Source organism: Escherichia sp. E4742 (genome assembly GCF_005843885.1).
Classification (GTDB): Bacteria; Pseudomonadota; Gammaproteobacteria; order Enterobacterales; family Enterobacteriaceae; genus Escherichia.
This window is the reverse complement of record NZ_CP040443.1, coordinates 2,413,255-2,433,002: the sequence shown is the minus strand read 5'-3', so window position 1 is coordinate 2,433,002 and position 19,748 is coordinate 2,413,255. Positions and strand designations below refer to the sequence as shown.

The following is a 19,748-nucleotide window of genomic DNA, read 5'->3' as shown; positions in this document are numbered from 1 at the left end:
CTGATTTATACGAATCGCACGCTAAACCGCTGCCTGCGCCGATACGCATAAACATCTTCCACGTGCCCTTCACGGATACGGTTTTGTAGCGCTCGCCAGTAATCGGCGCGGAACAGGTCGGCGTGCATCTCTTCAAAGAGTGGCCCAATGCGCGGGTCGGCACATAACCAGTGACGAAACTCTTCCGGGAAAACATCGCCCGGCGAGACGCTGTACCACGGCTCACTGGCAAGTTCGTCCTCCGGATAGCGCGGCGGTGGGATGTCGCGGAAATTCACTTCCGTCATGTAACAAATTTCATCGTAATCATAAAACACCACGCGTCCGTGACGAGTGACACCAAAGTTTTTAAATAACATGTCGCCAGGGAAAATATTGGCGGCGGCAAGTTGGCGAATAGCGTTGCCGTACTCCTCAATAGCGTCGCGCAGTTGTTGGCCCTCAACCTGTTCCAGCCAGATATTGAGCGGCACCATCCGCCGTTCGATATAGAGATGGCGAATCACAATCTGTTCGCCGAGATCGGTGATTTTTTCCGGCGCTTCCTGGAACAGTAATTCCATTAATGCCAGGGAAATATGCCGCTTCTCCAGCACAAAGTTTTCAAACTCCTGGGTGTCCGCCATTCGGCCCACGCGATCGTGTTCTTTAACCAGTTGATAGCAGGCGCGGACGTGAGCGGCAGACATCTCTTTCTGAGGCGCGAACTTGTCTTTGATGACTTTGAATACCCGATCAAAGCCCGGCAGCGTGAACACCAGCATCACCATTCCACGAATACCCGGCGCTTCAATAAATTGCTCATTACAGCCTTGCAGATAAATCAGATATTCACGGTAACTTTCGGTTTTGGCGTGTTTCTGGCAGCCGATAGCCATATACAGTTCTGCGGTCGTTTTGCCCGGTAGAATTTCCCGTAGCCACTCGACCAGTGCGGCAGGTAGCGGCGCGTAAACCATAAAATAGGAACGCGCGAAGCCAAAGACGATGCTCGCTTCGGCGGTGGTCGTCAGGCAGGTATCAATAAACAGCTCGCCGTCGTCCGTCTGGTGGATCGGCAGCAAAAAGGGCAATGTGCCGGAAGGCGTGATCAGTTTGCCCACCAGCCACGCTGCTTTATTGCGGTAAAACAGTTCGTTCGCCACCTGTAAATGACTTTCCGCGAGGTTGTTTGTCCCCAGCGTTTCGGTCAGATGGCGAACGATGTAGTTGATATCACGGCTTTTATTCTGCCAGTGCAGGCGCAGCGGCAGATCGCTGATAACACGTATTAGTAGCGATTCCCAGCCGTGATCGGGGTAAAAGTCTTTCGCCAGCGGGCGTGGAATGGTACGAAAGCGACGCTCTGGCTGGGAGCTAAAGATAAAAAGCCGCTCGGGAGTAAGCGAGCGGTGGTCAAATAACCGACAGTACACGGAGTTAAAAAAGCTCTCCGCAATCTCGAAGCGCGGGTAATCCGGCAACAGCCGGGTGTAATGCTCTTTAACACGTAGTAAAAATGCCGCGTCCGTGCTTTGGCCGTTAGTAATACAGCGCAGTTGCTCCACGACCAGACCAACGTGATGATCGTAAAGATGGATACGGTTTTTCATCGCCTGCTGGACAGCGTGCCAGTCGGCCTGTTCGAAACGCTGCTGCGCCCCGGAAGTCACTTCGAGGAATCGACCATACTGAGCGTCGAAACCTTGCAAAATGGTTTGTGCAATCAATAATTCCAGGCCACGCGGCATTTATTGCCCTCATCGGGAGCAGAGAATTGCCGGATAAGACGCGCAAGCGTCGCACCAGGCGCTCATTGCCGGATGCGGCGTGAACACCTTATCCGGCCTACAGTCAGCAACATTTGTAGGCATGATAAGACGCGCAAGCGTCGCATCAGGCGTTGATTGCCGGATGCGGCGTAAACGCCTTATCCGGCCTACAGTCAGCAACATTTGTAGGCCTGATAAGACGCGTCTGCGTCGCATCAGGCGCTGATTGCCGGATGCGGCGTGAACGCCTTATCCGGCCTACAGTCAGCAACTTTGTAGGCATGATAAGACGCGCAAGCGTCGCATCAGGCGTTGATTGCCGGATGCGGCGTAAACGCCTTATCCGGCCTACAGTCAGCAACGTTTGTAGGTTGCTTAGAACTGCGATTCTTCGGTGGAGCCGGTCAGCGCGGTAACTGAAGACGTGCCGCCCTGAATAATGGTCGTCACTTTATCGAAGTAACCTGTACCCACTTCCTGCTGGTGAGATACGAAGGTGTAGCCATCTTTCGCGGCAGCGAATTCCGGCTGCTGCACTTTCTCAACGTAATGCTTCATGCCCTCGCCCTGCGCATAGGCGTTTGCCAGGTCGAACATGTTGAACCACATGCTGTGGATGCCTGCCAGGGTGATGAACTGGAACTTGTAACCCATATCCGACAGCTGCTGCTGGAAGCTGGCAATAGTTTTGTCGTCGAGGTTTTTCTGCCAGTTGAACGACGGCGAGCAGTTATAAGCCAGCAGTTTACCCGGATATTTCGCGTGGATGGCTTCCGCAAAGCGACGCGCCAGTTCCAGGTCTGGCGTGGAGGTTTCACACCATACCAGGTCAGCATACGGCGCATACGCCAGGCCGCGGCTGATCGCTTGTTCAATACCTGCATGAGTACGGAAGAAACCTTCGTTGGTGCGCTCGCCGGTAATAAATTCGCTATCATACGGGTCGCAATCGGAGGTGATCAGATCCGCCGCATCGGCATCGGTACGTGCAACCAGCAGGGTCGGAACGCCCGTCACGTCGGCTGCCAGACGCGCCGCGACCAGTTTCTGAATAGCTTCCTGAGTTGGCACCAGCACTTTGCCGCCCATATGACCGCATTTTTTCACTGATGCGAGCTGATCTTCGAAGTGAACTGCCGCTGCACCGGCTTCAATCATCGCTTTCATCAGTTCAAAGGCATTCAGGACACCGCCAAAACCGGCTTCCGCATCGGCAACGATCGGCAGGAAGTAATCGACATAGCGCGGATCGCCCGGCTCAATGCCCGCGGACCACTGGATCTGATCGGCTCGGCGGAAAGTATTGTTGATCCGCTCCACTACGGCAGGAACCGAGTTCGCCGGATAGAGCGACTGATCCGGATACATGCTGGCCGCCAGGTTAGCGTCCGCCGCTACCTGCCATCCCGACAGATAGACTGCTTCAATGCCCGCTTTCGCCTGTTGCAGCGCCTGACCGCCAGTCAGCGCACCGAGGCTGTTGATGTAGCCTTTTTTCGACTCACCGTGCAGCAGACGCCACATTTTCGCCGCGCCCAGTTGCGCCAGCGTGCATTCCGGATTGACTGAACCACGTAATTTCACCACATCTTCCGCGCTGTACGGGCGAGTAATGCCTTCCCAACGCGGTTGAGTCCACTCTTTCTGTAATTCTTCAATTTGTTGTGTACGGGTTTTCATGTGCAGATGCTCCATAGTTATGTGGTGGTTTACGCTAACAGGCGGTAGCCTGGCAGGGTCAGGAAATCAATTAACTCATCGGAAGTGGTGATCTGTTCCATCAGACGTGCGGCGTCGTCAAAACGCCCCTGGGAGAAACGTTCTTCGCCCAGTTCGCTGGCAATGACCTTCATCTCTTCGCTCAGCATCTGGCGGAACAAGGCTTTGGTTACCGGTTTGCCATTACTCAACGTTTTTTGATGATGGATCCACTGCCAGATCGAGGTACGGGAAATTTCAGCCGTCGCCGCATCTTCCATCAGGCCATAAATCGGCACGCAGCCGTTGCCTGAGATCCACGCTTCGATGTACTGCACAGCCACGCGAATGTTGCCGCGCATACCTTCTTCGGTGCGTTCACCATCACAAGGTGCCAGCAGTTGATCGGCAGTAATCGGCGCGTCTTGTTCGCGCATTACGTCAAGCTGGTTTTTGCGGGAGCCGAGAATATCGTTGAATACCGCCATTGCCGTATCAGCAAGGCCTGGGTGTGCAATCCATGTGCCATCGTGACCGTTGTTGGCTTCCAGCGATTTATCCGCTTTTACTTTGTTGAGCACCTGGTTATTGCGCTCTTCATCTTTGCTCGGAATAAACGCCGCCATGCCGCCCATCGCAAAAGCACCGCGTTTATGGCAGGTTTTAATCAACAGGCGTGAGTAAGCATTCAGGAAGGGTTTATCCATCGTTACTGCCTGTCTGTCTGGCAGGACGCGATCGGGATAATTTTTCAACGTTTTGATATAGCTGAAGATGTAATCCCAGCGACCGCAGTTCAGACCAACAATATGGTCACGCAGCGCGTGAAGGATTTCGTCCATCTGGAACACGGCAGGCAGCGTTTCAATCAGCAACGTCGCCTTGATAGTGCCGCGCGGCAGATTAAAGCGATCTTCTGCATAGCTGAAGACTTCGCTCCACCAGGCCGCTTCCTGCCAGGACTGGGTTTTCGGCAGATAGAAATAGGGGCCGCTGCCTTTTGCCAACAGTGCCTGGTAGTTGTGAAAGAAATAGAGCGCAAAATCAAACAGGCTGCCAGGAATCGCTTCGCCGCGCCAGGTGACATGTTTTTCCGGCAAGTGCAGACCGCGTACCCGGCAAATCAACACCGCGGGATTTGGCTTGAGCTGATAGATTTTGCCTGCTTCGTTGGTGTAACTGATGGTGCCGTTAACCGCATCGCGCAGGTTAATTTGCCCATCGATCACTTTGTTCCAGTCCGGAGCCAGCGAATCCTCGAAATCGGCCATAAAGACTTTCACATTGGCGTTCAGTGCGTTGATCACCATCTTGCGCTCAACAGGTCCGGTAATCTCTACGCGACGATCTTCTAAGTCCGCAGGAATTCCGCGAATTTTCCAGTCAGCATCACGAATGGAAGCTGTTTCCGAAATAAAATCAGGCAACATTCCGTTATCGATATCCTGCTGCTGCTGAATGCGCGCTGCCAGAAGTTTATTGCGTTGTGGCGTAAAATGCGTCACCAGCTCAGTCAGAAATTCTACCGCTTGGGCAGTAAGAATTTGCTTCTCCTGCTCGCCATACGGCCTTGTGAAAGCCAGTTCATCGGTTGTTGTTGCCTGTTCAGTCATCGTGCAGCTCCTCGTCATGGATCCGAAAACTTCCCCACTGTGAACGAAGGATCGTTGTGCGCTTTTCGTTCAGCACAACTAAGACTACTCATTTAAAATGCAAAATCAAAAACAATTTCCATTTTTAATTTAAATTACATTTAACTTACTGATAACAATGAGAATAAAATTTATTCACCTGTTGATGGGTGTTTCGGAAATAAAAAAGGCACCCGAAGGTGCCTGAGGTAAGGTGCTGAATCGCTTAACGATCGACTATCACAGAAGATTAATCCAGCGTTGGATTCATGTGACGCAGATCGTATGGCGTGATCTGGTAGACGTAATAGTTGAGCCAGTTAGTAAACAGCAAATTGCCGTGGCTGCGCCAGCTCGCTCTCGGTTTGTTTTGCGGATCGTTGTGCGGGAAATAGTTATACGGCACATCTGGGGTTAGCCCGGCTTCAACATCACGGAAATATTCCTGCGCCAGCGTTTGCGCATCATATTCGGGATGGCCCGTTACAAAGGCAATACGCTTATCTTTGCTGGCAAACAGATATGCGTCCCCTTCCTCTGTCTCTGCCAGAATCTCCAGATCGGTGTAATCACGAATCAACGCTGCCGGAAAGTCTGCATAGCGCGAATGTGGCGCCAGAAATGAATCATCAAAACCACGCGTCAGAAGCGCATGAGGATGGAGAATGTGGTGCTCGTAAACGCCAGAGAGTTTGTCAGTGCGGGTTTGCTTAGGAATGCCGTAGAGAATATTGAGTGCGGCCTGAACCGCCCAACAGACAAAAAGTGTTGAGGTGACGTGATCTTTCGACCATTCCAGCACCTGTTTGATCTGCGGCCAGTAAGCGACGTCATTAAACTCCACCAGACCCAGCGGCGCGCCAGTTACAATAAGACCATCAAAGTTCTGTTCCTGTATATCTTCAAAGTTGCAGTAGAAATTGTTCAGATGCTCTGCGGGCGTGTTGCGCGACTCGCGGGAATCGATGCGCAACAACTGAATATCGACCTGCAAAGGAGAGTTTGAAAGCAGGCGTAAAAACTGATTTTCAGTTTCGATCTTCTTCGGCATCAGGTTAAGGATAAGCACCTTTAGTGGACGAATTTCCTGACCAGACGCGCGAGAAGTTGTCATTACAAAGACGTTTTCTTCACGCAAGAAATTGACGGCGGGTAGCTCGTCCGGCACACGAATCGGCATAACCTGATTACCTCTTTACATACGTTTATACGTTTAGACATCCAGATAGCTGAAGATAACCAGAAAATTTGCCAATGTCGAGCCTGCATGTTGAAGGTGAGAAAGTTTCAAGGAAAAGGCTACGTTAGAATATAAGAATGACTAAAAGGAGAGAAAATGGTTATTAGTATTCGCCGCTCACGGCATGAGGAAGGGGAGGAACTCGTTGCGATTTGGTGTCGATCTGTCGATGCCACCCACGAATTTTTATCAGCAGGGTATCGGGCCGAGCTGGAAGAGCTGGTGCGTTCCTTTCTGCCGGAAGCGCCGTTGTGGGTCGCGGTTAATGAGCAAGATCAGCCGGTTGGGTTTATGTTGCTAAGTGGGCAGCATATGGATGCGCTGTTTATCGATCCTGATGTGCGCGGCTGCGGCGTGGGTCGGATGCTGGTGAAGCATGCGCTCTCGATGGCACCGGTACTGACAACTAACGTTAATGAACAAAATGCTCAGGCGGTGGGGTTCTATAAGAAGGTGGGTTTTAAGGTTACGGGACGCTCTGAGGTGGACGATTTGGGGAAACCGTATCCGTTGCTGAATCTGGCGTATGTGGAGGAATAAGCTGCCCCCTACCGTGCCTGCGTAGGCTGGATAAGACGCGCCAGCGTCGCATCCGGCATTTTTTCTGCATCAACGCAAAAAGGCCACCCTTCCGGATGGCCTTTCGCTTTATCTGATGCCTGGCAGTTTATGGCGGGCGTCCTGCCCGCCACCCTCCGGGCCGTTGCTTCGCAACGTTCAAATCCGCTCCCGGCGGATTTGTCCTACTCAGGAGAGCGTTCACCGGCAAGCAACAGATAAAACAAAAGGCCCAGTCTTCCGACTGAGCCTTTCGTTTTATTTGATGCCTGGCAGTTCCCTACTCTCGCATGGGGAGACCCCACACTACCATCGGCGCTACGGCGTTTCACTTCTGAGTTCGGCATGGGGTCAGGTGGGACCACCGCGCTAAGGCCGCCAGGCAAATTCTGTTTTATCAACACGTCTTTCTTCGACATGTCGATGTAATCTGTATCAGGCTGAAAATCTTTCTCTCAATCCGCCAAAACATCTTCGGCGTTGTAAGGTTAAGCCTCACGGTTCATTAGTACCGGTTAGCTCAACGCATCGCTGCGCTTACACACCCGGCCTATCAACGTCGTCGTCTTCAACGTTCCTTCAGGACTCTCAAGGAGTCAGGGAGAACTCATCTCGGGGCAAGTTTCGTGCTTAGATGCTTTCAGCACTTATCTCTTCCGCATTTAGCTACCGGGCAGTGCCATTGGCATGACAACCCGAACACCAGTGATGCGTCCACTCCGGTCCTCTCGTACTAGGAGCAGCCCCCCTCAGTTCTCCAGCGCCCACGGCAGATAGGGACCGAACTGTCTCACGACGTTCTAAACCCAGCTCGCGTACCACTTTAAATGGCGAACAGCCATACCCTTGGGACCTACTTCAGCCCCAGGATGTGATGAGCCGACATCGAGGTGCCAAACACCGCCGTCGATATGAACTCTTGGGCGGTATCAGCCTGTTATCCCCGGAGTACCTTTTATCCGTTGAGCGATGGCCCTTCCATTCAGAACCACCGGATCACTATGACCTGCTTTCGCACCTGCTCGCGCCGTCACGCTCGCAGTCAAGCTGGCTTATGCCATTGCACTAACCTCCTGATGTCCGACCAGGATTAGCCAACCTTCGTGCTCCTCCGTTACTCTTTAGGAGGAGACCGCCCCAGTCAAACTACCCACCAGACACTGTCCGCAACCCGGATCACGGGTCTACGTTAGAACATCAAACATTAAAGGGTGGTATTTCAAGGTCGGCTCCACGCAGACTGGCGTCCACGCTTCAAAGCCTCCCACCTATCCTACACATCAAGGCTCAATGTTCAGTGTCAAGCTATAGTAAAGGTTCACGGGGTCTTTCCGTCTTGCCGCGGGTACACTGCATCTTCACAGCGAGTTCAATTTCACTGAGTCTCGGGTGGAGACAGCCTGGCCATCATTACGCCATTCGTGCAGGTCGGAACTTACCCGACAAGGAATTTCGCTACCTTAGGACCGTTATAGTTACGGCCGCCGTTTACCGGGGCTTCGATCAAGAGCTTCGCTTGCGCTGACCCCATCAATTAACCTTCCGGCACCGGGCAGGCGTCACACCGTATACGTCCACTTTCGTGTTTGCACAGTGCTGTGTTTTTAATAAACAGTTGCAGCCAGCTGGTATCTTCGACTGATTTCAGCTCCACGAGCAAGTCGCTTCACCTACATATCAGCGTGCCTTCTCCCGAAGTTACGGCACCATTTTGCCTAGTTCCTTCACCCGAGTTCTCTCAAGCGCCTTGGTATTCTCTACCTGACCACCTGTGTCGGTTTGGGGTACGATTTGATGTTACCTGATGCTTAGAGGCTTTTCCTGGAAGCAGGGCATTTGTTGCTTCAGCACCGTAGTGCCTCGTCATCACGCCTCAGCCTTGATTTTCCGGATTTGCCTGGAAAATCAGCCTACACGCTTAAACCGGGACAACCGTCGCCCGGCCAACATAGCCTTCTCCGTCCCCCCTTCGCAGTAACACCAAGTACAGGAATATTAACCTGTTTCCCATCGACTACGCCTTTCGGCCTCGCCTTAGGGGTCGACTCACCCTGCCCCGATTAACGTTGGACAGGAACCCTTGGTCTTCCGGCGAGCGGGCTTTTCACCCGCTTTATCGTTACTTATGTCAGCATTCGCACTTCTGATACCTCCAGCATGCCTCACAGCACACCTTCGCAGGCTTACAGAACGCTCCCCTACCCAACAACACATAGTGTCGCTGCCGCAGCTTCGGTGCATGGTTTAGCCCCGTTACATCTTCCGCGCAGGCCGACTCGACCAGTGAGCTATTACGCTTTCTTTAAATGATGGCTGCTTCTAAGCCAACATCCTGGCTGTCTGGGCCTTCCCACATCGTTTCCCACTTAACCATGACTTTGGGACCTTAGCTGGCGGTCTGGGTTGTTTCCCTCTTCACGACGGACGTTAGCACCCGCCGTGTGTCTCCCGTGATAACATTCTCCGGTATTCGCAGTTTGCATCGGGTTGGTAAGTCGGGATGACCCCCTTGCCGAAACAGTGCTCTACCCCCGGAGATGAATTCACGAGGCGCTACCTAAATAGCTTTCGGGGAGAACCAGCTATCTCCCGGTTTGATTGGCCTTTCACCCCCAGCCACAAGTCATCCGCTAATTTTTCAACATTAGTCGGTTCGGTCCTCCAGTTAGTGTTACCCAACCTTCAACCTGCCCATGGCTAGATCACCGGGTTTCGGGTCTATACCCTGCAACTTAACGCCCAGTTAAGACTCGGTTTCCCTTCGGCTCCCCTATTCGGTTAACCTTGCTACAGAATATAAGTCGCTGACCCATTATACAAAAGGTACGCAGTCACCCCATAAAGAGGCTCCCACTGCTTGTACGTACACGGTTTCAGGTTCTTTTTCACTCCCCTCGCCGGGGTTCTTTTCGCCTTTCCCTCACGGTACTGGTTCACTATCGGTCAGTCAGGAGTATTTAGCCTTGGAGGATGGTCCCCCCATATTCAGACAGGATACCACGTGTCCCGCCCTACTCATCGAGCTCACAGCATGTGCATTTTTGTGTACGGGGCTGTCACCCTGTATCGCGCGCCTTTCCAGACGCTTCCACTAACACACACACTGATTCAGGCTCTGGGCTGCTCCCCGTTCGCTCGCCGCTACTGGGGGAATCTCGGTTGATTTCTTTTCCTCGGGGTACTTAGATGTTTCAGTTCCCCCGGTTCGCCTCATTAACCTATGGATTCAGTTAATGATAGTGTGTCGAAACACACTGGGTTTCCCCATTCGGAAATCGCCGGTTATAACGGTTCATATCACCTTACCGACGCTTATCGCAGATTAGCACGTCCTTCATCGCCTCTGACTGCCAGGGCATCCACCGTGTACGCTTAGTCGCTTAACCTCACAACCCGAAGATGTTTCGTAAAACACCATCGTGTTGCGAAAATTTGAGAGACTCGAACACACTTAAATAGTGTGTCGTTTCAATTTTCAGCTTGATCCAGATTTTTAAAGAGCAAATATCTCAAACATCACTCGTAAGTGAGTTTTGAGATACAGAGGTCGGCGACTTTCACTCACAAACCAGCAAGTGGCGTCCCCTAGGGGATTCGAACCCCTGTTACCGCCGTGAAAGGGCGGTGTCCTGGGCCTCTAGACGAAGGGGACGTATCAGTCTGCTTCGCAAGACGCCTTGCTTTTCACTTTCTATCAGACAATCTGTGTGAGCACTGCAAAGAACAGTTCTTTAAGGTAAGGAGGTGATCCAACCGCAGGTTCCCCTACGGTTACCTTGTTACGACTTCACCCCAGTCATGAATCACAAAGTGGTAAGCGCCCTCCCGAAGGTTAAGCTACCTACTTCTTTTGCAACCCACTCCCATGGTGTGACGGGCGGTGTGTACAAGGCCCGGGAACGTATTCACCGTGGCATTCTGATCCACGATTACTAGCGATTCCGACTTCATGGAGTCGAGTTGCAGACTCCAATCCGGACTACGACGCACTTTATGAGGTCCGCTTGCTCTCGCGAGGTCGCTTCTCTTTGTATGCGCCATTGTAGCACGTGTGTAGCCCTGGTCGTAAGGGCCATGATGACTTGACGTCATCCCCACCTTCCTCCAGTTTATCACTGGCAGTCTCCTTTGAGTTCCCGGCCGGACCGCTGGCAACAAAGGATAAGGGTTGCGCTCGTTGCGGGACTTAACCCAACATTTCACAACACGAGCTGACGACAGCCATGCAGCACCTGTCTCACAGTTCCCGAAGGCACCAATCCATCTCTGGAAAGTTCTGTGTATGTCAAGACCAGGTAAGGTTCTTCGCGTTGCATCGAATTAAACCACATGCTCCACCGCTTGTGCGGGCCCCCGTCAATTCATTTGAGTTTTAACCTTGCGGCCGTACTCCCCAGGCGGTCGACTTAACGCGTTAGCTCCGGAAGCCACGCCTCAAGGGCACAACCTCCAAGTCGACATCGTTTACGGCGTGGACTACCAGGGTATCTAATCCTGTTTGCTCCCCACGCTTTCGCACCTGAGCGTCAGTCTTCGTCCAGGGGGCCGCCTTCGCCACCGGTATTCCTCCAGATCTCTACGCATTTCACCGCTACACCTGGAATTCTACCCCCCTCTACGAGACTCAAGCTTGCCAGTATCAGATGCAGTTCCCAGGTTGAGCCCGGGGATTTCACATCCGACTTAACAAACCGCCTGCGTGCGCTTTACGCCCAGTAATTCCGATTAACGCTTGCACCCTCCGTATTACCGCGGCTGCTGGCACGGAGTTAGCCGGTGCTTCTTCTGCGGGTAACGTCAATGAGCAAAGGTATTAACTTTACTCCCTTCCTCCCCGCTGAAAGTACTTTACAACCCGAAGGCCTTCTTCATACACGCGGCATGGCTGCATCAGGCTTGCGCCCATTGTGCAATATTCCCCACTGCTGCCTCCCGTAGGAGTCTGGACCGTGTCTCAGTTCCAGTGTGGCTGGTCATCCTCTCAGACCAGCTAGGGATCGTCGCCTAGGTGAGCCGTTACCCCACCTACTAGCTAATCCCATCTGGGCACATCCGATGGCAAGAGGCCCGAAGGTCCCCCTCTTTGGTCTTGCGACATTATGCGGTATTAGCTACCGTTTCCAGTAGTTATCCCCCTCCATCAGGCAGTTTCCCAGACATTACTCACCCGTCCGCCACTCGTCAGCGAAACAGCAAGCTGTTTCCTGTTACCGTTCGACTTGCATGTGTTAGGCCTGCCGCCAGCGTTCAATCTGAGCCATGATCAAACTCTTCAATTTAAAAGTTTGATGCTCAAAGAATTAAACTTCGTAATGAATTACGTGTTCACTCTTGAGACTTGGTATTCATTTATCGTCTTGCGACGTTAAGAATCCGTATCTTCGAGTGCCCACACAGATTGTCTGATAAATTGTTAAAGAGCAGTTGCGACGCGGCTTTCAGCTCACTGTCGCGAGGTGGCGTATATTACGCTTTCCTCTTTCAGAGTCAACCCTGAATTTCAGGATTTTTCTCTTTAACCGAACCGGCTGTTTGTGTGAAGTGATTCACATCCGCCGTGTCGATGGAGGCGCATTATAGGGAGTTCTCCGCAGGCCGCAATAGAAAAATTGCAGAAAAATGACTGACTGCTGCATTCCCCAGCAAAACCCCGCTTTATACCTTTTTACACACAGAGTTATCCACAATCATCAATGCAATTTCTGTATTTTTCCCACGGTAACCACTGTCAAAATTGTGATCACCATTGAAAGAGAAAAATTCGCGAGCGTTGCGCAAACGTTTTCGTTACAATGCTGGCGAAAAATAAGGATGCCCCGTTAGGGGCGTTAGCTGAGTTTTTCGCGAAAAATTCAGCTAACGCTCTCTGTAATAGTCAAATCCAGGGGATTTACCATGCAACAACGTCGTCCAGTCCGCCGCGCTCTGCTCAGTGTTTCTGACAAAGCCGGTATCGTCGAATTCGCCCAGGCACTTTCCGCACGTGGTGTGGAGCTGCTATCTACAGGAGGCACTGCCCGTCTGTTAGCAGAAAAAGGTCTGCCGGTGACCGAAGTTTCCGATTACACCGGTTTCCCGGAGATGATGGATGGACGTGTGAAGACTCTGCATCCGAAAGTACATGGTGGCATTCTGGGCCGTCGCGGCCAGGACGATGCCATTATGGAAGAACATCAGATCCAGCCTATCGATATGGTGGTTGTTAACCTGTATCCATTCGCCCAGACCGTTGCTCGTGAAGGCTGCTCGCTGGAAGATGCGGTTGAGAACATTGATATCGGTGGCCCAACGATGGTGCGCTCCGCCGCCAAGAACCATAAAGATGTCGCAATCGTCGTGAAGAGCAGCGACTACGACGCCATTATTAATGAGATGGATGCCAACGAAGGATCGCTGACGCTTGCAACCCGTTTCGACCTCGCCATCAAAGCCTTCGAGCACACCGCCGCTTACGACAGCATGATTGCCAACTACTTTGGCAGCATGGTTCCGGCTTACCACGGTGAAAGCAAAGAAGCTGCCGGTCGCTTCCCGCGCACGCTGAACCTGAACTTCATTAAGAAGCAGGATATGCGCTACGGCGAGAACAGCCACCAGCAGGCTGCCTTCTATATAGAAGAGAATGTGAAAGAAGCCTCCGTTGCCACCGCAACCCAGGTTCAGGGTAAAGCCCTCTCTTATAACAACATCGCCGATACCGATGCGGCGCTGGAGTGCGTGAAAGAGTTCGCCGAGCCGGCATGTGTGATTGTGAAGCACGCTAACCCTTGCGGCGTGGCTATCGGCAATTCCCTTCTTGATGCTTACGATCGCGCGTACAAAACCGACCCAACCTCCGCATTCGGTGGCATCATTGCCTTTAACCGCGAGCTGGATGCGGAAACCGCACAGGCCATCATTTCTCGTCAGTTTGTCGAAGTGATTATTGCGCCGTCCGCCAGCGAAGAAGCCCTGAAAATCACCGCCGCCAAGCAGAACGTACGCGTTCTGACCTGCGGTCAGTGGGGCGAACGTATTCCGGGCCTCGATTTCAAACGTGTGAACGGCGGTCTGCTGGTTCAGGATCGCGATCTGGGGATGGTCGGTGCGGAAGAACTGCGTGTCGTCACCAAACGCCAGCCGACCGAACAGGAACTGCGTGATGCGCTGTTCTGCTGGAAAGTGGCGAAGTTCGTGAAATCTAACGCCATTGTCTATGCCAAAAACAATATGACCATCGGTATTGGCGCGGGCCAGATGAGCCGCGTGTACTCCGCGAAAATCGCCGGTATTAAAGCTGCCGATGAAGGCCTGGAAGTGAAAGGTTCCTCGATGGCTTCTGACGCGTTCTTCCCGTTCCGCGACGGTATTGATGCCGCCGCCGCTGCGGGCGTGACCTGCGTAATCCAGCCTGGCGGTTCTATCCGTGATGACGAAGTGATTGCCGCCGCCGATGAACACGGTATTGCGATGCTCTTCACCGACATGCGCCACTTCCGCCATTAATGGAGCAATAGATGAAAGTATTAGTGATTGGTAACGGCGGGCGCGAGCACGCGCTGGCCTGGAAAGCGGCCCAGTCGCCGCTGGTTGAAACTGTTTTTGTTGCTCCGGGTAATGCAGGCACTGCGCTGGAACCCACGCTGCAAAACGTCGCCATCGGCGTGACCGATATCCCGGCGCTGCTGGATTTCGCACAAAACGAAAAGGTAGATCTGACCATCGTCGGCCCGGAAGCGCCGCTGGTGAAAGGCGTGGTCGATACCTTCCGTGCCGCCGGGATGAAAATCTTCGGCCCAACCGCAGGTGCCGCGCAACTTGAAGGTTCGAAAGCGTTTACCAAAGATTTCCTGGCCCGCCATAAGATCCCTACGGCGGAATACCAGAACTTCACCGAGGTAGAACCTGCGCTGGCGTATCTGCGTGAGAAAGGCGCGCCAATCGTCATTAAAGCTGACGGTCTGGCTGCCGGGAAAGGCGTTATCGTAGCGATGACGCTGGAAGAAGCGGAAGCGGCTGTTCACGATATGCTGGCGGGCAACGCTTTTGGCGACGCGGGTCATCGCATCGTTATCGAAGAGTTCCTCGATGGCGAAGAAGCGAGTTTTATCGTGATGGTGGACGGCGAGCATGTGCTACCGATGGCCACCAGCCAGGATCACAAACGCGTAGGTGATAAAGATACCGGACCGAACACCGGCGGGATGGGCGCTTACTCCCCTGCGCCAGTAGTGACCGATGAGGTTCATCAGCGCACCATGGAACGTATCATCTGGCCAACCGTGAAAGGCATGGCGGCGGAAGGCAACACCTACACCGGTTTTCTCTACGCGGGCCTGATGATCGACAAACAGGGCAATCCAAAGGTTATCGAATTTAACTGCCGCTTTGGCGATCCGGAAACCCAGCCGATTATGCTGCGCATGAAGTCCGATCTGGTTGAGCTCTGCCTGGCGGCCTGTGAAGGCAAGCTGGACGAGAAAACGTCAGAGTGGGATGAGCGAGCTTCTCTCGGCGTGGTGATGGCTGCGGGTGGATATCCGGGCGATTACCGCACCGGCGATGTGATCCACGGCCTGCCGCTGGAAGAAGTGGCAGGCGGCAAAGTGTTCCACGCGGGCACAAAACTGGCGGATGACGAGCAGGTCGTGACCAGCGGCGGGCGCGTACTGTGCGTCACCGCGCTGGGTCATACCGTAGCAGAAGCGCAGAAACGCGCTTATGCCTTAATGACCGATATCCACTGGGACGACTGCTTCTGCCGGAAAGATATCGGCTGGCGCGCTATCGAGCGCGAGCAGAACTAACGCGACAGTTTTGCCAATAGCGTTTTACGCGTGATCCCTAACTGACGGGCGGCTTCGGTTTTGTTGCCGCCCGTTTTCTCCAGCGCCGCCAGAATCACCTCTTTTTCCACCTCCACCAGCGGCTGAATATCCTGACTTTGCGCTAGCGGGATCGGCGTACCGGCAATCGCCAGCGGCAGCTCGCGTTCGGAAATATATTCCCCGGTCAGTAGCACCACCGCCCGTTCCACCGCGTTTTCCAGCTCGCGAATATTTCCCGGCCAGTCGTAGTGAATCAGTAGATCCATCGCCTGGGGTGTAAAACCTTTTACCGCCTTGCGATTACGCTCGGCAAACCGCTGAAGAAAATGGTTAGCCAGCAGAGGAATATCTTCCCGCCGCTGACGCAGCGACGGTACTTCAATCGCCACCACGTTCAGACGATAGTAGAGATCCTGGCGAAAACGCCCGGCCTTTACCTCAGCGGCAAGATCGCGATGGGTCGCCGCAATCAGTCTGACATCAACCGAGATAGTCTGGTTGCTGCCGACACGTTGCACTTCGCGCTCCTGAATCGCACGCAGCAGACGAACCTGCATCATCGGTGAGATATCGCCAATTTCATCGAGAAACAGCGTGCCGCCGTCCGCCTCAACAAAGCGCCCTTCACGCCGTTTGTCGGCGCCGGTAAATGCCCCTTTTTCGTGACCGAACAATTCAGATTCCAGTAAGGATTCGTTGAGCGCCGCACAGTTGAGCGTCACCAGCGGTTTTTCGCTACGTGCGCTACTGGCGTGAATCGCCCTGGCGACCAGCTCTTTACCGGTACCGGAATCGCCGTGGATCAGCACCGTGGCTTCCGATGGCGCGACAAGGGCGATTTCACCGAGCAGGTGTTGCATCGCCGGGCTTTTACCAACCATCCCGAACTGGCTGGCGGACACCGCAGGTATTTCAGCATCGACACTGTGCGTATGCGCGAGCGCCTTTTCCAGCGTCGCCTGCAGGTTATCGAAATCCAGCGGCTTGATGAGATAATCCAGCGCCCCGGTTTTCAGTGCTTCTACCGCCGTCTCGACGCTGGAGTAAGCGGTCATAATCAGTACCGGAATCGCCGGATTTAACGCTTTGATCTCTTTCAGCGTGGCGATGCCATCCATCTCTGCCATTCGCACATCGCAAAGCACTAGATCAAAAACCTGTTCCCGCACCTGCTCCAACGCCTGTCGCCCGCTGTTCGCCAGCGCGACGTTATAGCCCCAGCCGCGCAGCAATGCCTGCAAAATAGTGCAGTGGCTAATGTCATCATCCACCACCAGAATATCGATATTATCGTGCGTCATCCTTGTGGGTCCTTACGCGTAATATTGACCGGAAGCCAGAGAGTGAACGTTGCACCTTTCCCCTCCTGGCTTGCGACCTGAATTGTACCACCGTGTTGTTCAACAATATTATGCACGACCGCCAGCCCCAGCCCGGTGCCTTCGGCTTTAGTGGTGAAGTACGGGGTGAAGATGGCTTCAAGCTGATTCGCCGCAATTCCCTTACCGCTATCAGTAACGCTAATTTTCACGCCTGCGCCGCTTTCGCTGGCCGTCACGCTAATCACGCCATGCTGACCAATCGCCTGAATGGCATTGAGATAGAGATTCAACAGAACCTGAGTCAGCCTGTCCGGATCGGCCTGGATTTCCGGCAACGTGTCGCTGGCGGTAAAGCGTAACTGGATCTCCCGGCTATTTGCATCCTGGCTTACCAGCTGCAATGAGTGGTTAATCAGAGTGTTGAGATCCACCGCCTGCAAAGCCAGATGCGTTGGCTTAACCAGTTCCAGCAACTCACTCACCACGCGGTTTAAACGGTCGGCTTCTTTCGCCATTACCTGCGCCAGTTGATGCGCTTCGCCCCCCGCAGGCGCGCGCTCGGCAAAGTATTTTGCCAGCCCTTTAATCGAGGAAAGCGGGTTACGGATTTCGTGGGCGACGCCTGCCGCAAGATGCCCCAGTGCCACCAGCTTCTCTTTGCGCTTCATCTCATCTTGTAGAAGCTGGCGCGAGCGCAGATATCGGCGATACCAGAAGAATGACAACACGCTTGCCAGCATTACCGTCGCCAGAGCGAAGAGGATAATCAGGGTGTTGCGCTTCTCCCCAATCTGGGTTGCAACCAAATCGCTGGCGTCAACGGCGATGAAAATAGCCTGTTGTGCTTCTGCCTGTGGCACAGCTTTGCCGTTACAGCGCGGCATATTGTGCATACCATGCCGCCAGGGCGATGACATTGGCTGGAACAAACGGTAGACCTCAAGCGCAGGCGCAGTTTCCGCTTTCTCAAGCAGTCGCCAGCGGAAGTTTTCCTCTGGCTTTAACTGCTGCATTTCATCCGGCGAATAGAGTGCACGCCCGACCATTTCGGGGTTACTGTGAAGAATGATGATGCCCTGCGCATCAGTGACCGCAAACCACAACACCCCAGGCTGGCCTGCCATCTCTTCCAGAAGCGCCTGTTGCTGCACATGGTGCATTCGCATCCCCATCCCTACGCGGCTTCCTGACTCCAGAGCGCGAATGAGCACATTACCTTTTTCCAGTAATGCCTGACGGTCGGCCTCGCTTGCCCGCCCATAATCACGAATCACAGTTACCGCAAACAATCCCACCAGCCCAACAATGACCACGGGGAGGATCGCGCTTAACCATTTGGCTAAGGTGTCTTTTGAACGTTGCATAAAACGTATCTTCTTCTTTGCCTGTTCATCCCTTTTTGACAGCAGAAATCATGCCATCTTTTAGCAGCGCTTACCCTGCGCTGTAACACAAAGACTTAAGTTTCAATGAGTAAAAATGACTCGCTACCCACATCAGGCGAGTCATTTTTACTCGCTTATCACGCCAGATTGCCCGTCATATCAGCGTTTCGTTGTTGGCACGAAAGATGCAATACCCAAAGTAAGACAACCACTGGAGGATTAACCATGAAACGGAACACGAAAATTGCCCTGGTGATGATGGCGCTTTCAGCAATGACGATGGGAGCGACATCTGCATTTGCTCACGGCGGACACGGTATGTGGCAGCAAAATGCCGCGCCTTTGACCAGCGAACAACAAACTGCGTGGCAGAAAATCCATAATGACTTTTACGCCCAAAGCAGCGCGCTGCAACAGCAACTGGTGACGAAGCGTTATGAATACAACGCTCTGTTAGCCGCTAACCCACCGGATAGCAGCAAAATTAATGCGGTCGCCAAAGAGATGGAGACTTTGCGTCAGTCGTTAGATGAGTTGCGGGTGAAACGGGATATCGCGATGGCTGAAGCGGGTATTCCGCGCGGTGCCGGAATGGGCATGGGTTACGGTGGCTGCGACGGTGGTCATATGGGGATGGGCCACTGGTAAATCAGAACGTTTTCTCGTTGGGTTGCCAGCGACAGAAATCAGAGTTTGCCACTAACAGTAATTGCGAACCTTCGGGCGCTTCCAGCCATGCCACGCTGACATCAACAGAAGAGCGGCTCTGGCGGCGCTCGATATGCGCTATAGCCTGCGAATCTAAATCAGGTTTAATGGTTTGCCCTTCGCAGGTGGTCACGGTCTGTTCCATCGCATGCCAGCGTCCCTGACGCAGCACCACTCTCCCCTGACGTAAGGCATCGCTAATCTGGCGGATTTGGTCAGCACGATAACGGTATAAATCGATTTGGTCGTTAGAAAGCTGCTGCTTTTCCCCGTCGGATTCACGTTGCATAAAGCTCAGATCGCCGCGATCGTCAAAACGCGCGCGAATGTTCACCGGCGGTTTGCTGTAAACATTGATATTGATAAGCGTGAGGTTATCGCCCTGCCAGCGATACTCTCGCGTCGTGGTATCGCCATTGCGCCACGGGCTAAATACGGCAAGCAGATGGACATTATCGCCGCTGTCTTTTCGCCAGATGCGTACCGCGCCCTGATCTTCAGCAAATCCACTGGCGGTAAAGGGAGGAAGTGAGGAGTTATGGCTACAAGCAGTAAGAAACAGCGCGCCTGCCAGCATCAATGAGCGACGCCAGAAAGACAAAAGGGGTGAAACCACCCCTTCGTTAAAACTGTTCACTGCCACGCAAT

At 53.3% G+C, this 19,748-nt stretch carries 11 protein-coding genes, 1 tRNA gene and 3 rRNA genes; 4 read left to right on the top strand and 11 right to left on the bottom strand.

All coding sequences use genetic code 11. The features are described 5' to 3' along the window. Positions 1-5 precede the first annotated feature (5 nt). From aceK to metA, 4 genes are all read right to left on the bottom strand, one after another. Complete coding sequence (aceK, locus tag FEM44_RS11815) at positions 6-1,730, bottom strand: bifunctional isocitrate dehydrogenase kinase/phosphatase (RefSeq protein ID WP_135523496.1); 1,725 nt, start codon at positions 1,728-1,730, stop codon at positions 6-8. A gap of 396 nt (positions 1,731-2,126) precedes the next feature. Continuing rightward, entirely contained in the window at positions 2,127-3,431 is a 1,305-nt protein-coding gene (gene aceA, locus FEM44_RS11810; protein ID WP_000857847.1) for an isocitrate lyase, read from the bottom strand. A gap of 29 nt (positions 3,432-3,460) precedes the next feature. Further along, positions 3,461-5,062: a malate synthase A gene (aceB, locus tag FEM44_RS11805; protein WP_135523495.1), complete on the bottom strand. Its 1,602-nt coding sequence runs from the start codon at positions 5,060-5,062 to the stop codon at positions 3,461-3,463. 268 nt (positions 5,063-5,330) lie between these two features. Next, the gene (gene metA, locus FEM44_RS11800) at positions 5,331-6,260 is read right to left on the bottom strand and encodes a homoserine O-acetyltransferase MetA (protein WP_135523494.1); all 930 of its coding nucleotides are present in this window, start codon (positions 6,258-6,260) and stop codon (positions 5,331-5,333) included. 156 nt (positions 6,261-6,416) lie between these two features. On the opposite strand from metA, the gene FEM44_RS11795 reads away from it, so the two are divergent. After that, on the top strand, positions 6,417-6,860 hold the full coding sequence (locus FEM44_RS11795; protein ID WP_135523493.1) for an acetyltransferase: 444 nt from the start codon (positions 6,417-6,419) through the stop codon (positions 6,858-6,860). A gap of 285 nt (positions 6,861-7,145) precedes the next feature. Here the strand turns inward: FEM44_RS11795 and rrf are convergent. From rrf to FEM44_RS11770, 4 genes are all read right to left on the bottom strand, one after another. Beyond that, positions 7,146-7,261, bottom strand: a 5S ribosomal RNA gene (gene rrf / locus FEM44_RS11785). A 101-nt stretch (positions 7,262-7,362) separates the two neighbouring features. Continuing rightward, positions 7,363-10,264, bottom strand: a 23S ribosomal RNA gene (locus FEM44_RS11780). A 190-nt stretch (positions 10,265-10,454) separates the two neighbouring features. Next, positions 10,455-10,530, bottom strand: a tRNA-Glu gene (locus tag FEM44_RS11775). 85 nt (positions 10,531-10,615) lie between these two features. After that, positions 10,616-12,157: ribosomal RNA gene (locus FEM44_RS11770) — 16S ribosomal RNA — on the bottom strand. The 16S, 23S and 5S rRNA genes sit together here with 1 tRNA gene alongside, the layout of an rRNA operon. A 616-nt stretch (positions 12,158-12,773) precedes the next feature. On the opposite strand from FEM44_RS11770, the gene purH reads away from it, so the two are divergent. Next, positions 12,774-14,363, top strand: coding sequence for a bifunctional phosphoribosylaminoimidazolecarboxamide formyltransferase/IMP cyclohydrolase (gene purH / locus FEM44_RS11765; RefSeq protein WP_135523491.1), 1,590 nt, complete (start codon positions 12,774-12,776; stop codon positions 14,361-14,363). 11 nt (positions 14,364-14,374) lie between these two features. Then, complete coding sequence (gene purD / locus FEM44_RS11760) at positions 14,375-15,664, top strand: phosphoribosylamine--glycine ligase (protein ID WP_135523490.1); 1,290 nt, start codon at positions 14,375-14,377, stop codon at positions 15,662-15,664. Here the strand turns inward: purD and zraR are convergent. Beyond that, positions 15,661-16,986, bottom strand: a complete 1,326-nt coding sequence (gene zraR / locus FEM44_RS11755) for a sigma-54-dependent response regulator transcription factor ZraR (RefSeq protein WP_135523489.1) — start codon at positions 16,984-16,986, stop codon at positions 15,661-15,663. The genes purD and zraR overlap by 4 nt on opposite strands. Then, positions 16,983-18,380, bottom strand: a complete 1,398-nt coding sequence (zraS, locus tag FEM44_RS11750) for a two-component system sensor histidine kinase ZraS (RefSeq protein WP_135523488.1) — start codon at positions 18,378-18,380, stop codon at positions 16,983-16,985. The genes zraR and zraS overlap by 4 nt, the downstream gene beginning before the upstream one ends. A 237-nt stretch (positions 18,381-18,617) precedes the next feature. Between zraS and zraP the strand changes: the two genes are divergently transcribed. Then, positions 18,618-19,040, top strand: coding sequence for a zinc resistance sensor/chaperone ZraP (gene zraP, locus FEM44_RS11745; protein WP_135523487.1), 423 nt, complete (start codon positions 18,618-18,620; stop codon positions 19,038-19,040). 1 nt (position 19,041) lies between these two features. Here the strand turns inward: zraP and FEM44_RS11740 are convergent, their stop codons facing one another. Beyond that, positions 19,042-19,737: a DUF1481 domain-containing protein gene (locus FEM44_RS11740; protein WP_032147960.1), complete on the bottom strand. Its 696-nt coding sequence runs from the start codon at positions 19,735-19,737 to the stop codon at positions 19,042-19,044. Between the last annotated feature and the right edge of the window lie 11 nt (positions 19,738-19,748).

Coding starts and splice junctions, on each gene's coding strand:
- aceK (WP_135523496.1), bottom strand. CDS start 1,730: ATGCCGCGTGGCCTGGAATTATTGATTGCACAAACCATTTTGCAAGGT.
- aceA (WP_000857847.1), bottom strand. CDS start 3,431: ATGAAAACCCGTACACAACAAATTGAAGAATTACAGAAAGAGTGGACT.
- aceB (WP_135523495.1), bottom strand. CDS start 5,062: ATGACTGAACAGGCAACAACAACCGATGAACTGGCTTTCACAAGGCCG.
- metA (WP_135523494.1), bottom strand. CDS start 6,260: ATGCCGATTCGTGTGCCGGACGAGCTACCCGCCGTCAATTTCTTGCGT.
- FEM44_RS11795 (WP_135523493.1), top strand. CDS start 6,417: ATGGTTATTAGTATTCGCCGCTCACGGCATGAGGAAGGGGAGGAACTC.
- purH (WP_135523491.1), top strand. CDS start 12,774: ATGCAACAACGTCGTCCAGTCCGCCGCGCTCTGCTCAGTGTTTCTGAC.
- purD (WP_135523490.1), top strand. CDS start 14,375: ATGAAAGTATTAGTGATTGGTAACGGCGGGCGCGAGCACGCGCTGGCC.
- zraR (WP_135523489.1), bottom strand. CDS start 16,986: ATGACGCACGATAATATCGATATTCTGGTGGTGGATGATGACATTAGC.
- zraP (WP_135523487.1), top strand. CDS start 18,618: ATGAAACGGAACACGAAAATTGCCCTGGTGATGATGGCGCTTTCAGCA.